13 protein-coding genes and 1 pseudogene are annotated in these 14,804 nt (G+C 70.9%); 4 read left to right on the top strand and 10 right to left on the bottom strand.

Annotated features, from left to right (window positions below):
• Positions 1-66 precede the first annotated feature (66 nt).
• A complete protein-coding gene (locus ABZ851_RS28340) occupies positions 67-975 on the top strand; it encodes a LysR family transcriptional regulator (RefSeq protein ID WP_361133163.1) in 909 nt (302 codons plus the stop codon).
• Between the two features lie 105 nt (positions 976-1,080).
• Here the strand turns inward: ABZ851_RS28340 and ABZ851_RS28335 are convergent, their stop codons facing one another.
• The 3 genes from ABZ851_RS28335 to ABZ851_RS28325 all read right to left on the bottom strand — a co-directional run bounded on the left by ABZ851_RS28335 (position 1,081) and on the right by ABZ851_RS28325 (position 4,830).
• The gene (locus ABZ851_RS28335) at positions 1,081-2,421 is read right to left on the bottom strand and encodes a carboxyl transferase domain-containing protein (RefSeq protein WP_361133246.1); all 1,341 of its coding nucleotides are present in this window, start codon (positions 2,419-2,421) and stop codon (positions 1,081-1,083) included.
• Between the two features lie 223 nt (positions 2,422-2,644).
• On the bottom strand, positions 2,645-4,105 hold the full coding sequence (locus tag ABZ851_RS28330; protein ID WP_361133160.1) for an acyl-CoA synthetase: 1,461 nt from the start codon (positions 4,103-4,105) through the stop codon (positions 2,645-2,647).
• A 260-nt stretch (positions 4,106-4,365) separates the two neighbouring features.
• Positions 4,366-4,830, bottom strand: coding sequence for a pyridoxamine 5'-phosphate oxidase family protein (locus ABZ851_RS28325; RefSeq protein ID WP_361133157.1), 465 nt, complete (start codon positions 4,828-4,830; stop codon positions 4,366-4,368).
• Positions 4,831-5,083: 253 nt separating this feature from the next.
• Between ABZ851_RS28325 and ABZ851_RS28320 the strand changes: the two genes are divergently transcribed.
• Positions 5,084-5,731 carry an isochorismatase family protein gene (locus ABZ851_RS28320; RefSeq protein ID WP_361133154.1) on the top strand — a complete coding sequence of 216 codons (648 nt, stop codon included), beginning with the start codon at positions 5,084-5,086 and terminating at the stop codon, positions 5,729-5,731.
• A gap of 189 nt (positions 5,732-5,920) precedes the next feature.
• Here the strand turns inward: ABZ851_RS28320 and ABZ851_RS28315 are convergent, their stop codons facing one another.
• Both ABZ851_RS28315 and ABZ851_RS28310 read right to left on the bottom strand, forming a co-directional pair.
• On the bottom strand, positions 5,921-7,036 hold the full coding sequence (locus tag ABZ851_RS28315) for a hypothetical protein (RefSeq protein ID WP_361133151.1): 1,116 nt from the start codon (positions 7,034-7,036) through the stop codon (positions 5,921-5,923).
• A 720-nt stretch (positions 7,037-7,756) separates the two neighbouring features.
• Complete coding sequence (locus ABZ851_RS28310) at positions 7,757-8,320, bottom strand: GNAT family N-acetyltransferase (RefSeq protein ID WP_361133148.1); 564 nt, start codon at positions 8,318-8,320, stop codon at positions 7,757-7,759.
• Between the two features lie 9 nt (positions 8,321-8,329).
• Between ABZ851_RS28310 and ABZ851_RS28305 the strand changes: the two are divergent.
• Positions 8,330-8,836: pseudogene (locus ABZ851_RS28305) on the top strand (helix-turn-helix domain-containing protein); the annotation flags it as partial.
• Here the strand turns inward: ABZ851_RS28305 and ABZ851_RS28300 are convergent.
• Positions 8,776-8,967 (bottom strand): hypothetical protein, encoded by a 192-nt coding sequence (locus ABZ851_RS28300; RefSeq protein ID WP_361133257.1) that lies wholly within the window; start codon positions 8,965-8,967, stop codon positions 8,776-8,778. The pseudogene ABZ851_RS28305 and the gene ABZ851_RS28300 sit on opposite strands and share 61 nt — an antisense overlap.
• A 415-nt stretch (positions 8,968-9,382) precedes the next feature.
• Here ABZ851_RS28300 and ABZ851_RS28295 point away from each other — a divergent pair, with 415 nt between their 5' ends.
• Positions 9,383-9,634, top strand: a complete 252-nt coding sequence (locus tag ABZ851_RS28295) for a hypothetical protein (RefSeq protein WP_361133254.1) — start codon at positions 9,383-9,385, stop codon at positions 9,632-9,634.
• Between the two features lie 83 nt (positions 9,635-9,717).
• Here ABZ851_RS28295 and ABZ851_RS28290 read toward each other — a convergent pair whose 3' ends face one another.
• The 4 genes from ABZ851_RS28290 to ABZ851_RS28275 all read right to left on the bottom strand — a co-directional run bounded on the left by ABZ851_RS28290 (position 9,718) and on the right by ABZ851_RS28275 (position 14,530).
• Complete coding sequence (locus ABZ851_RS28290; protein ID WP_361133145.1) at positions 9,718-10,323, bottom strand: hypothetical protein; 606 nt, start codon at positions 10,321-10,323, stop codon at positions 9,718-9,720.
• Between the two features lie 241 nt (positions 10,324-10,564).
• Complete coding sequence (locus ABZ851_RS28285; protein ID WP_361133142.1) at positions 10,565-11,329, bottom strand: DUF2071 domain-containing protein; 765 nt, start codon at positions 11,327-11,329, stop codon at positions 10,565-10,567.
• A 167-nt stretch (positions 11,330-11,496) separates the two neighbouring features.
• Positions 11,497-12,000 (bottom strand): Rieske (2Fe-2S) protein, encoded by a 504-nt coding sequence (locus tag ABZ851_RS28280; RefSeq protein WP_336054274.1) that lies wholly within the window; start codon positions 11,998-12,000, stop codon positions 11,497-11,499.
• A 298-nt stretch (positions 12,001-12,298) separates the two neighbouring features.
• On the bottom strand, positions 12,299-14,530 hold the full coding sequence (locus ABZ851_RS28275) for a prolyl oligopeptidase family serine peptidase (protein ID WP_361133243.1): 2,232 nt from the start codon (positions 14,528-14,530) through the stop codon (positions 12,299-12,301).
• Positions 14,531-14,804: the final 274 nt, after the last annotated feature.

The following is a 14,804-nucleotide window of genomic DNA, read 5'->3' as shown; positions in this document are numbered from 1 at the left end:
CGATGCGGCGTACAACTTCGTAGCACAAGCGAGTATTCGTGGCAGGTATCGCTTAGCATTGCTTATATGTTGAACCTTGATCGCCTGCGGACGCTGAGTGCGGTCGCCCGGCACGGCTCGGTGAGCGCGGCCGCCGACGGACTGCATGTGACGACCTCTGCCGTCTCGCAGCAGATCGCCAAACTCGAGCGGGAGACCGGACAGCAACTGCTGGCGAAGAACGGGCGCGGCGTCCGGCTGACCGACGCCGGACGGCTGCTCGCCGACCACGCGACGCGCATCCTCTCCCAGGTCGAGCTGGCCCAGGCGGAACTGGAGGCGCACCGCGGCCAGGCGGTGGGTGACCTGCGGCTGGGCGCGTTTCCCACCGCGGCCCGGGGGCTCTTCCCCGCCGCGCTGGTCGCGCTCCGGGCCGAACACCCGCAGCTACGGGCGCGGCTGACGGAAATGGAACCGGACGAAGCGGTACGCGGCGTGGTGCGCGGCGATATTGACCTGGCCGTCGTCCTCGACTGGTACAACCGGCCGCTGTCGCTGCCCGAAGGGCTGGCGAAGGCCCCGCTCCTGGACGATCCGGCCGATGTGGCGATGCCGTCCACCCACCCGCTCGCCGGACGGCGGTCCGTGGAACTGGAGGAATTCGCGGACGATGAGTGGATCTCCTGGCCGCAGGGGGAGTTCTGCAATGAATGGCTGATGTTCACGCTGCGCAGCAAGGGCATCGAACCGCGTATCGCGCACATGGCCGAGGAGCACCACACCCAGCTGGCCTTGATCGCGTCCGGGCTGGGTGTCGCGGTGGCTCCCCGCCTCGGCCGTGGGCCGGTGCCGGAGGGGGTGAGTGTGGTGCCCGTCCGTCATACGATGCGCCGTCATGTCTACGCCATCTGGCGCGCCGACGCTGACCGCAGGCCCTCGATCCGTGCTGCCGTGGGGGCGCTCCGCGCGGCCGGGAAGGACGTGGAGGCCCGCTGAGACGGAGCCTGCCGACGGCCGTCTGCCGTCTGTCGTCTGCTGCCGCCTGCCGTCGGTCGCCTCCTGCCTCCTGCCCCATGCCTCCTGGCTCCCGCCGCTTCCCGCTCAGGGTGGTGGGACGATGCCTTGGATGACACGCAGTTCCAGCAAGTCCTGGGGGCGGATGCGGAGTTGGTCAGCGGTCTCGTGGATCTGCGTTGCGTCGCGTTTGAGGATGGCCGCGGCCAGCTCCGGGGTGATCACGGAGAAGTAGCTGTCCGGGGTCGCCCACAGCCGGCCCGGTGCGGCAAGGGCCAGGGCGCCGCCCGAACCACCCTCGCCGATGAGCAGGGAGGTGACCGGCACCTCGGCCGTGGCGAGCGCCGCGAAGGCCTCGGCGATGGCCGCGCCGGCACCGGCCCGCTCGGCCGCGGCATCGTTGGCGGCGCCCGGGGTGTCCACGAGGGTGAGGACCGGGATGCCCAGTCGGTCGGCGAGCCGGATCAGACGCGCGGCGGTACGGAAACCGGCCGGGCGGGTGGCCGTGCCGCATTGGGCGGCGAAGGCGATCGTGCGCCCCTCGCGACGGCCGAAACCGCACCGTATCCCGGGGTCGGCGCCGCCGCAGCGGTCGCCGCTGATCTCCTTCCGGTCGTCGAAGTACGCGTCCAGATACGCCTCGGCACGCGGCCGCCCGGGCTCGCGGGCGCGGACCACCGCACCCCAGCCGGTCTCCGGCAGCCCGGGAGCCCCGAGTGCGTACGGTGCGGGCGCGGGCTCCACGGGGCCCGTGCGGGACCGAGGGGGCGGCCACAGCAGGTGCATCCACTGCTGGAGCGTGCCCCGCAGCTGGTCGGGCGGCACGACGGCATCGATCTGACCGGAGGCGAGCTGCCCCTCGGCGGAGTAGGCGTACGGGTCGGCGTCCGGGGGGCGCACCCGCGAGCCCGCGAAGCCGACCTGCGCCCCGGGAAGCGCGAGGATCACATCGGCAGCCGCGCCGAGGGTGGCCCAGCCGCCGCCGGTCGTCGGATCGCGCAGTACGGCGATCTGCGGCAGCCCCGCGGCGCGGTTCAGCGCCGACTGCCGGGCCACCCGCTGGAGTTGGGTCAGTGCGCGCATCCCCTCCTGCATGCGGCTGCCGCCTGTGGCGATCAGCGAAACGACCGGCAGACCGCGTGCGCGGGCGAGCGCGTAGGCGGCCTCCAGACGGTCGCCGGTGCGCTCGCCCAGGGAGCCGCCCAGATAGCGGAACTCGAAGGAGAGCACGACGCTTTCCCTGCCGCCTATCGTGGCCAGGGCGGTGACTACCGACTCCTCCTCGCCGGTCCGTGCGCGCGCACGGGCCCGGGCGTCGTCGTAACCACGCCAGCCGAGCGGCCCGTCCGGTGAGGCTGATGCCGCCGGCGGCGTTTCGCGGTCGGCAGGAGCGGTGGTCGCGGTCGTCTCGGTGTACGTATCCGCCACCGCCGCTATGGCTTGACGCGCCGTCAGCCGGGCGCATGGCTTCGTGGTGGGAGTCGTGGGAGTCGTGGGAGCGGTGGGAGTGCTTGGAGTGGCGGTGGCCGGAGTCCGGCTGTCGTCCGCGGCCGCGTGGCCCGCGGCCGCATCCGCGCCCGCGCTCCTCGTGCCCCGGTCGTCGTCCGCGCCGCGGCGTCCGTCTCCGGCCCCGGCCCCGTCCCGTCCGCCGTTACGCACGGAGCTCACGCTTCAGGATCTTGCCCATGTCGTTGCGCGGCAGGGCGTCCAGGAAGTGCACGGTGCGTGGGCGCTTGTGCGGCGCGAGCTGGCGGGCGACATGATCGGCGAGCTCCTGGCCCGAGGGCGCCGGGCCCGCGTCCGGCCCGGTCTCCGCCACGACCCAGGCGACGATCCGCTCGCCGAGGTCTTCGTCCGGCGCGCCGGTGACGGCGGCCTCGGCGACCCCGGGGTGTGCCAGCAGCGCATTCTCGATCTCGCCCGCGCCGATTTTGTAGCCGCCGCTTTTGATCAGGTCGGTGGCCTTGCGGCCCACGATGCGGTAGTTGCCCGCGCGGTCCCGGATGGCCATGTCGCCGGTGCGGAACCATCCTCCGTCGAACGCGGCGGCGGTGGCATCGGGGCGATTGAGGTATTCGACAAAGAGGTTCGGGCCACGGACCTGGATCTCGCCCACCGATTCGTCGTCGTTCTCGTCGATGGCCCGGCCCGCGTCGTCGACGAGCCGGACATACACCCCCGGCAGCGGCACGCCCACCGTGCCCGTGGCATCGGGGCCGTCCGCCCGCACACTGGTGTTCATGAGCGTTTCCGTCATGCCGTAGCGCTCGATCACCCGTCGGCCGGAGGCCGCCGCGATCCGCTCATGATCGGTCAGCGGCAGTGCGGCCGAGCCGGAGACCAGCAGCCGGGCACGGGAGAGCGCCTTGGCGAGTGCGGGGTCGCGGCCGGCCTCGGCGGCCAGGCGGTGATACATCGTCGGCACGCCGAACAGCATGGTGGCGTCCGCGGAGAGCTCACGGGCCACCGCGTCGGTGCTGAAACGCCCCAGGTGGTGGACGCAGCCACCGCGGCGCAGCGGTCCGAGGATGCCGAGAATCAGGCCGTGGACATGGAAGAGCGGCAGGGCGTGGACGAGAACGTCGTCGGCGGTCCACTGCCAGGCGTCCTCCAGGGCATCGAGGGTGTGCGCAATGGCGCGCCGGGGGAGGACCACGCCCTTGGGCGGGCCGGTCGTCCCGGAGGTGTAGACGATCAGGGCCGGTGCCTCGTCGCCCGGTTCGTTCGGCAGCGGGCCCGGTTCGGCGTCCTCCGGCGGCTCGGCTGTCTCGATGTCGACACGGGGCAGCGCGGCGAGCGGGCCCGGCAGATCGGCGCCAGGCTCGGCGAGGACCAGCGACGGCGCGCTGTCCGTCACGATATGCGTCAGCTCGTATTCGCCGACCTTCGGATTCAGCGGCACCACGGCCACTCCGGCGAGCAGCGCGCCTACCACACCGACCGAGGTCTCCAGCGTCGGCGTCGCCCATACGGCGATACGGGTCTCGCCGGCGATCCGCTCGGCGACCTTGCCCGCCACCGACGCCAATTGCCGATAGCTGAGGGCGCGGTCACCGAAGCGCAGCGCGGGTGTGGGCGAAGCGTCGCGCAGCGCGGGGAAAAGCACGTTCACCGGATCTCCTTCGTCCTCGTCGGCACCCGGCCCGTCGCGGCCGGACCGTCCCGCTCCCGCACCTGCCGGTACCGAAGCGGGCTGACCCCTACCACTCTCGCAGAGACCACTGACAACGCGATCAGATCCCGGGGCCGATTCCCTCCGTACCCGGTGATCGGCCCCACGCCGCCCCGCACCACCGCCCCGCACCACCGCCCCGTACCGCCCACCTCCGTACTGCCCCACCTCGGTACTGCCCCACTCCCGCCCTCACCGGCTCACTCCGGGATCTTGCGGAAGTCCCACGACGCGACCGACTCCGGTGTCAGGCGCAGCCATGCATGGCGGCCGTCGTGCGGCATCGCGGACATCCCGAAGTACTTCCTGGCGAAGAGCCGTTCCGGGGTGTCGAGCCCGGGGCACGGCTCGCCGGTGCGCGGCGCTTCGCCGACGAAGTCCGCTCGGCCCGTCAGCTCGGCCCCACGCAGTTCGCCGTACTCGTGCCCGTCGTCGACGACCACAGCGAGCCGCGGGTCCCTGCGCAGTTGTGCCCACCGTTTGCTCCGGGTGATCGAATACAGCCACAGCGCCGTACCGTCCCAGACGAACCAGAGCGCTCCGACGTGCGGCGCGCCGTCGCCACCGACCGTCGCCACCCGGCAGGTGCGCTGCGCCGCGAGGAAGGCGTCGAGCTCGCCCCGCGTCATCATGATCCGGCGCCCGCGCCGCTGTGTGTCGGCCATGCTTCATCGCCCTCCGTCGTGTGCCCCCCTCCCGGGGCGGCACTGAACTGGCTGTTCCGCTTGCCTGGCACCTGCCTCATTGAAACCTGACGAGGCGTCAGTAACTGTGTCAGGAAGCATGCGGGCTCTTCCTGACGTGCGCAATGCCCGGTACCTCGCCCGGCCCGGCCCGGGTGAGTGAGGGGCCGGGCTCGCCGCCAGGCCGGCAGGGAGTCACGTCCGTCAGAGGGAAATGCGATCAGAGGGGAACGCGATGTCTTCGGGCGCTGCACGGCTCATCGAGCAACTGGACCCGGCCTCGACGGTGCTGCTCACCGTGGAGTGCCAGCGTGGCGTGGTCGGCCCGGACGGCGCGCTGCCCGAACTGGCGGACGCGGCCCGTGAATCGGGAGCGCTGGCGCGGGTGGCCCGGCTGGTGGCGGCCGCCCACGACACCGGCGTCCAGGTGCTGCACGCCGTGGCCGAACGACGTCCCGACGGCCGCGGTGCCAGCCACAACGCCCGCCTCTTCCGGGCGGCCGAGCGGCTGCCCGTCCAGCAGCTCACCGGATCCACCGCGGTACGCATCGCCGACCCGATCCCCGTCTCGGAGGACGATCTGGTGGTGCGCAGACTGCACGGCCTTTCGCCGGTCGCCGGCACCGAAGTGGATGCGTTACTGCGTAACTTCGGATGCCGGACGCTCGTCGTCACCGGGGTGTCGGCGAATGTGGCGATCCCCAATGCCGTGTTCGATGCGGTCAATCTTGGCTACACGGCCGTGGTGCCCGCGGACGCCATCGCGGGGGTGCCCGCCGACTACACCACCGCGATGGTCCGCAACACCCTCGCTCTGGTCGCCACCGTCACCACCACCGATGACGTGCTGGCCATATGGCGACGACTGCGGGATGGTCGTTGACCCGCTGGCCCGCTGGCCCGCTGGCCCGCTGGCCCGCTGGCCCGCTGGCCCGCTGGCCCGTTGACCTGCTGGCCTGCGGACCAGCTGTAACGGGCCCGGGGCGCACGGCAGGGAAGGCCACAACTGGCACCGGAGCGTCAGAGCCGAAGCCGGAGCCGGCCCCATGGCGTCATGACCGACACCGGGATCTCAGGGCCGGTACGCCTGGCGCAGGGCACACGTCCAGACGACGGCACGGGAAGTCGACGCGGCGTCGGCCGCGGAACCGCCGACGCGCTGGTCGTCGCTGACGGCGTACGCCTGGGAGGCACCCTCCGGGGAGAGCCGGGGCAGCGCCAGCAGGGGGCCGGTGCCCGGCCATATCTGGGCCTGTTCCGGGGGAGCCGTCTCCGGCGGGAACGGACCGACTATGTGGCTGTCCATAGCGGTGCCCACGCTCACATTGGTCGTGGGGCTGATGGCCTCGAAGGTGCCACTGGTGCGCTCCCCGAGCAGCCCCGGTTCGTTCTCGGTCGCGTACGGCGGAAGCCACTGGGTGGGGGCCCGGGTGTCCAGTCGTGTGACGTCGTGGGTGCCCACGATCCGGCCGGCGCGGTCGATGTCGCGGGGGTACCAGTAGTCGTAGGGGACTCCCGAGGGCCAGTACCGCTGGAGCGGTACGGCCGCGGCGTCGCGCCGGGCGGGCCAGAAGAGGCCCGCCGACCACGACTCCTCGTCCTTGAATGCCTCGCCCGAACCGGCGATCTGCCCGGCGTTGTTGATGGCGGTCACCGATCTGAGCGCGTACCCGGCCGGCGGTGTGAGCCGGCGGTGGATCCGGGCGCCCTCCCATTCGAGGCCGATGAGGGCGCCATTCTTGACCGCGCCGCCGACGATCAGACCCCGGTCGTTGACGTCCGCCGCGTGGGTCCCTTCGGGCAGCAGGGTCACCGTGCGGGCTCCGGAGCGGAAGCTGAAGGCGGCGTTACGGCCCGGCCCGTTCACGGTTCCGACCATCAGCCCCTGCGCGTTGACGGCCGCGACCTCACCGCTGGTGAATCCGGCGGGCAGCGGTACGCGGTGGACCCGGGTACCGGTCCAGTACACCGGCAGGCCGCGCGATGCCCCCACCGCCAGGGCCTTCGGCCCGAGTCCCTTGACCTGGCTGCCTCCTGAACCGGGCAGGGAGGCCAGGACCTGGAGGGCGGGCCGGCAGGCCGCTGACCTGGCGGCGCCGTCGGCGGGCCGGGCCGACGCTGCGGACGCGGCCGGAGCCGGACTCGCCGTCAGCAGGGGCGTGAGGAATGCGGCCGTGACAACTGCCACCGCGGCACGGATATGTCTTCGCATCATGGTCTCCGTTTCGAGAACGCTGGAATGTCCCCCGTCAGCACTGGAATGTGCCGTGAACATCTGAAACGTGAACACGTGAAACGAGCAGTGAGCGCTTGAACTTCCGTCGCTTGAATTTCCGTGCACCTGCCGTCAATTCCCGTGACTTCCTGGAACATCTCTGGATTCCAGGAGACCCCCGTGGTCCGGATGAACTTTCAGGAGCCGGCGCGGGAGGGCAGGTAACGGACGAGTTCCACGGACCGGTACCTTTCCTACCGCACCCGGGGTAATGTGGGGCGTTTCCGCCGCCCGATGGCCGGAATTCGTCCGGGAGTGTCCGGGTCCGTTCCGGGCGAGCGCCGGTGGCGCCCGGCCGATCCCGGAACCGCCGCGATCAAGCATCCAGGCGGCCAAACACCTGAGCACCTAAGTGGTCAACGCTCGAAATACTTCGGGGGTTGACCTCGGAGCAGACTTGTGGCGAGACCAGTCCGGGATTCTCGGTTGCAGAGCGAGGCTGCTGACAAGGTAGGCCCGCCGTGTCAGCGCCCCCGCTACTGCTACCGGCCCAGTCGCTGACCGCCCAGTAAGGGGTGTCGTTGGGGGTGATCAACAGTCCGTGGCAGGCCCCGGGTTCAGCCTGGTACCGCTCCTGCCGTCCACCTACCGGTTCCGGTGGGCGTGGATGCAGGACGGCCGTTCGCGCCGTGGCTACTGCTGCTTCCACTGCTCCTTGGTGATCTCGTACCGTACGCCTCCATGCTCGGAGCCCTCGATCATCTCCATGTCGGAGGGAGTGGGGATGGTGTCCGCGAGCGTCATTTCGAGCTTCTCCATGATGTTGCGCGAACCCTGGTTCACGGACATCGTCGCAGCCCAGACCATGCGTACACCGAGCTCCGTGAACGCCTTGCCCAGCAAGGCCCGGGAGCCCTCGGTGGCATAACCCTTGCCCCAAGCCGCCTGCCGCAGCCGGTAGCCGAGTTCGGCCTCGTCCAACGGGCCCTCCGGCTCGGGCCGCAGGTGGAACCAGCCGATGAACGCGCCACCGTCCTTCTCGTACGCGGCGAATAGTCCGAGGTCGCCGCCCCACTTCTCGTAGCCGGCGAGAATTCTCGGCAGGTAGCACTCGCGGACCACCTCCGGCGCGGTCGGATTGCCGCCGGTCAGGTAGCGCATCACGGCCGGGTCGCTGTCCAGCTCGATCAGCAGGTCCGCATCATCTGCAGTGAAGCGGCGCAGGGCCAGGCGCTCGGTCTCCAGGTAGGTGTCCACGAGTCGATCATGCCTGAAGCAAGTCGGGCAGCCCAACGGCTTTCCCCGGCAGCTCGGGGGCGTTGCCATGACGTCGCAGGATATAGAGACGGGTGCGGCCTGGTGCCGACCCCTTCCCCGTTGCCCCGAAGGATCGGTCGCTTTCCTCCTGTGCCCCTCGCCTCCGCCGTGCTCGTCGTACTGACCGCCTCCGAGCGCCATCGGCTGAAGAAGATGGCTTACGGCCACAAGACCCCGCGTCAGGCCCGGCAACGGGCAACCATCGTGCTATTGGCGGCCCGAGGGCGTCCCAATGCCCGAATAGCCGTGCAGACGCGGCTGCACGTGGACACGGTGCGCACCTGGCGGGGCCGCTTCGCCGCTGGAGGACTGCCTGCCCTGCCCGACCGCAAGCGGTCGGGCAGGCCGGTCTCGTTCACCGCGCTGCAGGTTGCCGAGGTCAAGGCGCTGGCCTGTCAGTTACCCGCCGGGACCGGCGCGCCGCTGTCGCGCTGGTCGTGTCCGGAGCTGGCCCGGGAGGTGGTCGCCCAGTCCATCGCCGGGGCGATCTCCGATTCCACCGTGCGGCGCTGGCTCAAACAGGACGCGCTCAAGCCCTGGCAGTACCAGTCCTGGATCTCCGTGCGCGACCCCGCCTTCCGGCCCAAGGCCGCACGGTGCTGGATCTGTACGCCCGCACCTTCGATGGCGTCCGCTGGGCGAGGACGAGTACGTGATCTCCGCGGACGAGAAGACTTCCATCCAGGCGCGTTGCCGCTGCCACCCGACACTGGCACCAGGGCAGGCCCGGGCGATGCGCGTCAACCACGAATACGACCGCGGCGGCGCGCTGGCCTACCTGGCCGCCTACGACGTCCATCGCGCCCGTGTCTTTGGCCGCTGCGAACCCAGAACGGGCATCAGGCCCTTTGTGAATCTGGCCACCCAGGTCATGACCACCGAGCCCTACGCCAGTGCCAGACACGTCTTCTGGATCGTCGACAACGGCTCCTCCCACCGAGGGAAGAAGGCCGTAAATCGCCTGACCAGGGCGTTTCCGAACGCTGTCATGGTCCACACCCCGTGCACGCCTCCTGGACGAACCAGGTCGAGATCTTCTTCTCTGTCATCCAGCGCAAGGTTGTCTCGCCCAACGACTTCACGGACCTCAGCGAGGTCCGGGGCCGGCTCCGAGCATTCGAAGACCGCTACGACGCCACGGCACAGCCATTCCAGTGGAGGTTTACCACCTCCGACCTGGACGATCTGCTGGCTAGGCTCGACCAGCACACACTCGATCGGCAGGAAGAATCCTCCGCCCGACTCACCGCATGATCAACCCCGAAGGACTTCGAGCGCCAAATACCTAAGCGCCCAGGTGCCCAAGCGCCCAAGCGGCCAGGCGACCAACCCTCCGCTCAGAAGTAGGGGCTCCACCGGCCAAAACGTGCCATCAGCTTCCGCGCCCCGTCCTCGTTGAGGCCGAGGGCGGCGGCGGCCTGCTCGGTGGTCGCGTCCTGCCGGGCATCGTGGGCCGGCCAGTACCCGACCCGTACAGCGGTCACCTCCAGCCGACGGGCTGCCCGGACGGCCGCCAGCGGTGAGGACTTCGCCAGTTTCTCGATCTCCTCCTCCAGCCGGGTCAGCAGACCGGTGACCGTATCCGGCAGAGAAATAGCCGATTTCTCCACTTCAACGGTGTGCTCATCCCAGTCCTGCAGGCACACGTCCGCTGTGGACGCGCCCGCCTCGGCCAGCTCCTGTTCGCCGATCTCGTCCCAGTCCAGCCGGTGCTCCGTGCCGGTCCAGCCGCAGGAACACACCGCGCGCAGCGCTACCGCCCGCGGTACGTACGCGAAGTGGCCGTCGTAGACACTCCACTGCGAGACCGACGGCCCGCCTCCACCGGAGTTCATGGGGAAGAAGACCGGGCCCGGAACGGTGCCGTCGGCCAGGAGGACACCGACCGCGCCCTCGTGCGAGGCACCGAACTCCTCCGTCGTCCATGTCTCCCGCTCACTCATGGCGCCCCTCCGATTGCTTCGCGTTCACCCGAGCGCGCCCGGGAGGGGCGCCGGGAGACGACGATGCCGCAGCCAGGGCGGGCGGACTACCGGATTCCCAAAGAGGTGAGGCGCGTCCCTCTCGTGGAAGGTTCCAGGTGGGCCCCAGAGGGAAGGTCTCGCGTCTGCGGTACGGGCTGGGTCCGGCGTCGGAGTGCCATTGTTCACAAGCCGCAGCCTGGTGTGACCTGCCTCCGTGGGCTCAGGGGGTGGGCAGGCCGCCCGGGCGGGCAGGGCGGCCGAAGCGGACCGGCACTCCGGGGGAGTACAGCACGCTCACCGGCGGGCCGGCCGGCGACGGCAGCCCGGCGGCGGTCACCAAATCGTCCTCGCAGTGCAGGAGTTCGGCCCGGTGCAGTGGCCAGCGTGGGTGGGTATTGGGCAGATACACCGGCCGGCCGAAGAAGGCGTTGTGCATGCCCCAGCGGGCGGTCAGGAAGTGTTCGAGGGCGGTCGGCTCCTCGATCCGCTCGCCGATGCGTACCGCGATCCGGCAGCGCGCCCCGCGCGGTCCCGGCCAGCGTCGGCTGCTGGTGTAGCTGATGGTGTCCGCGTCGCGGTGGATCGCCATCCTGGCCCATACGTAGGGCAGCCGGAAGACGCTGCGGGCGACGGCCACCGGCAGCAGCCGCGAGGCTTCCAACGAGAGGAACACCACGCCGCGTCGGCCGTGCCGGTCCACCGAATAGAGCCGCACGTTGGTCTCAGGGAAGGTGCCGAGGTAGGGGATACCCGGCATCCTGAACCAGCCCACCCGATGCATCCGGAACGCCACCAGGCCGATGTAGGTGAGCCCGTCGTGGGTGTCCGGCACGGTCCCTGTCGGCAGCAGCGGCGCCACGTCCGCAGGATCGGCGGCCCAGTGGAGGAACGCCAGGTCGAGCCAGGACTGCGTGAGCAGCGTGTCCGGAAACTCGCGCACGGGGTCGGGCGTTATCGGCTCCGCGGGGGCAGAGGAGAACGGCATCACGTCAGCCTCGCACACCTCTGCGATCGCTGCCCCGGGCACTCCTCGTTGGAGTCCAACCAGCCAAGCGAGGGGTTGGAGATGCCTCCTTGAACAGGGGACGACAATCCTCGTGCCACCCGCCCGCCGGGCTACAGCCCCGGCGGGCGGGTGGCACGGCCGCGCCGTCAGCCGAGTGCGACCGAGCCGCCCTTGACGTTCACCTTGGCCGGTGCCAGCCCCTTGGTGGCGGGGCCCTTCTTCACGCTGCCGTCGGTGATGTCGAACTTGCTGCCGTGGCACATGCAGTTGATGGTGCCGCCGGAGACCTCGCCGACGACGCAGCCCGCGTGGGTGCAGATCGCGGAGAACGCCTTGATGTCGCCGTCCTGGGGCTGAGTGACGACGACCTTGTCGGCTTTGAAGATCTTGCCGCCGCCCTTGGGGATCTCTGATGTCTTGGCGAGGATGGTGCCGCCGCCCCCACCGGCGGCGTCACCACCGCTCGCCCCCGAGCTGCCGGCCTGACCGCCGCCCTCGGCCTTGGAATCGCCGCTCCCCGCGTCCTCCATGCCGCCTCCGCAGGCCGCGAGCGCCGCCGTCAGCCCGGCCGCGCCGACCGCCGCGACGACGGTTCGCCGCGCCGCCCCGCGACCTGCCGTCGCCTGCCCGGTCTCCTCCGTCGCGGTCATCGCTTCGGTCTCCGTCTGCTGCGACGCTGCCTGTCGAGCCATCGTGTGCCTCCGGTTCATGGTGGTGCCTGTGGTGCGCGTGGTACTCCGTGCTCCATGGACGTTGCACCAGGTCCATACGGAGGGGCCGCCCGGCGTGTTCAATGCGGGACGCTCCCTTTGCGAAAGCGCGGTGCCGAGGGGGGAGACGGAGGCCGGACGAGGGCCAGGGGAGGCCCGAAGGTCCCGTACCTGGGGGAGCCGCCGAGCCGAACCCCGCCGGCCGAGCGACCACGGAGCCGAGCTCGCAAGGGCCCCCTCAGCCCGCGTCCACGCCCGCCGCCAGCGCGTCCAGCAAGAAGTCCCGCTGGAAGAGCAGCAGCCGTGCGTTGACCGTGTCGTCGGCCGGCAGATGGGTGGCGCCGGGGAGCGGGAGCACACTGTGCGGTTTGCCCGCCGCGAGCAGTTCCGCCGAGAAGCGCAGGGTGTGCGCGGCGGCCACATTGTCGTCCGCGAGCCCGTGAATCAGCAGGAGGCGGCGGCGCAACAGATGGCCGTGGCCGGCCAGCGAGGAGCGCACATAGTTCTCCGGGTGTTCCTCCGGGTCGCCCAGGTACCGTTCCTTCCAGTGGGTGTCGTACAGGCGCTGGTCGGTGGGCGGGGCGCCGGCCACCGCCGCGTGGAAGACCTCGGGGTGATGCAGCACCGCGGCCGCGGCGAGGAACCCGCCGAACGACCAGCCGCGGATCGCCACCCGTGTCAGGTCCAGGTCGTCGAAGCGCGCCCCGGCCGCCCGCAGCGCGTCCACCTGGTCCTCCAGCGCGGGCGTGAGCTGGTCGCCGAGGACGGCCTTCTCCCAGGCCGGGCCGCGGTTCGGTGTCCCGCGCCCGTCGACCACCAGCACCGCGAACCCCTGCTCGGCGAACCACTGCGAAACGCAGCTGGGCCACTCGCGGTCCCGTCCCACTTGCTGCCCGCCCGGGCCCCCGTACGGGTCGAGGAGCACCGGCAGCTTCCCGGCGCCCTCCTCGTGCCACGACGGCAGGAAGAGCGCGCCACGCAACTGCCGTTCGCCGAGGAGGAGATGGCGGGGGCGCGGGGTGACCAAGGGCTCCTCGGCGAGCGAGGCGATGACCTCCGGACAGGGCGAGGACGCGTCGTCGTGTATCCCCGTCCCAGTCCCTGAGTCCGCCCCCGTACCCGTCCCCGTGTCCGACTCCGGTCCCGACTCCGGTCCCGACGCCGTCCCTGCGGCCGCCCCTCTCCCCGTCCCCCGCAGCACACCGACTTCGTTGCCCCGCGGCGTCACTCCCGAAAGGACGACCGTGCCACCACGCGCCACACCGGTGTACCGGCCGGGGCCGCGGCTCAGCCGGCGGCAGCCGTGGCCAGGGTCATGGCGCCACACATGGGTCTCCAACGGGTCCTCGCTCCCCGTGAACAGCACCCGCTCGCCCTCGACCCCGAGGACCGCGCACAACTGCAGGCCCTCCGGGGTGACCCGGCGGCCGCCGACGGTCAGATACCGGGTGTCGCCGTCGTCCTCGGGGAGCACCAGGGCACCCGATGCCGTACGGGCCGGGGTGCCGGCAACGAGTTCCACCCATGCCGGATCGGTCCGCTCATGCAGCACTGCGGTGGCCCCGGTCGCCGGATCGACCGACAGCGTGCGCACGACCCGCTGGTCGCGGCTCTGGACGGCGAGGTACGGACCGTGTGCGTCCCAGCCGGCGTCCACGAGGTACTCGTACGCCGTGCGGTCCCACTCCACGTCGACCCGTTGCCCCGCCAGGGAGAGGATCTGCAGGGTGACCTCGGCATTGGGCGTACCGGCCGCCGGATACGGAATCGCCCGCGGCGGCTTCGTCGGATCAGCCGGATCGCCGATGTAACGCCGCTCCACGGGGCCGGTGTCGGCCCTGGCCACCAGGACGTGCCGGCTGTCCGGCGCCCACCAGTAGCCGCGCATCCGGTGCATGGACTCGGCGGCCACGTATTCGGCGAGTCCGTAGGAGACGTCCGGGCCTTCCGCGGCGGCCAGCCGGTGGTCGGTACCGCTCAGATCGACGACGTGGAAACAGCGGCGGCTCACATAGGCGATGTGCCGCCCGTCGGGGGAGGGGCGCGGGTCGACCACCGGGCCTGCCGCCGGGACGGAGAACGGTGCGCCACCGTCGGTGCGCACCGCCCACAGCGCTCCGGACAGCGCGAACGCCACGAGACGGGCGGCGCTGTCGGTCGCGTAGGACACCACGCCCACGGACCGCTCACGGGCGCGCTCCCGGCGCAGCCGCTCCTCCTCGGGGACCGCCCCGCTGCCGGCTCCGACCAGGAGCGCCGGATCCGCCAGCAGCCGTTCCGTCCCGCCCTCGTACTGCCACAGTCGGCCGACGGGATCGGTGCCCGAGACCGTACGGACGAAGAGCACCCGGCTGCCGTCGGGGGAGAGCGTGAAATGCCGCGGCACTCCGAGAGAGAAGCGGCGGCTGCGGGCGAACTGGTAGGGGAAATCCGCGGAGTCGGTGGAGTTTATGGCCTGTGTGGAGTTTATGGGCTGAGTGGAACTCGTGGTGTGTGCGGATTTCACGGCTGGTGTGGAGTTCGCTGTGTGTGCGGGGCCGGTGGCCTGCGTGGAGTTCACGGTGGTGTTGCTGTGCAAGGCGCGGTCCTCCTGGAGGGATGCTGAGGTGGCGGGTATGGCCGGTCCGCGGTATCCGGTATCCGGTATCCGGTATCCGGTGTGCGATGGTCGGGGTGCGACGCTCCCCCCGGAGGGAACATAGGCAGGTCCGCGATCCACGCAAAAGGCCTGGCCGCGACAAGTT

It is taken from the genome of Streptomyces sp. NPDC047049, from assembly GCF_040643995.1.
GTDB classification, from domain to species: domain Bacteria; phylum Actinomycetota; class Actinomycetes; order Streptomycetales; family Streptomycetaceae; genus Streptomyces; species Streptomyces mooreae.
Note: the sequence above shows the minus strand (reverse complement) of the source record. Positions and strands in the feature narration are given on the sequence as shown.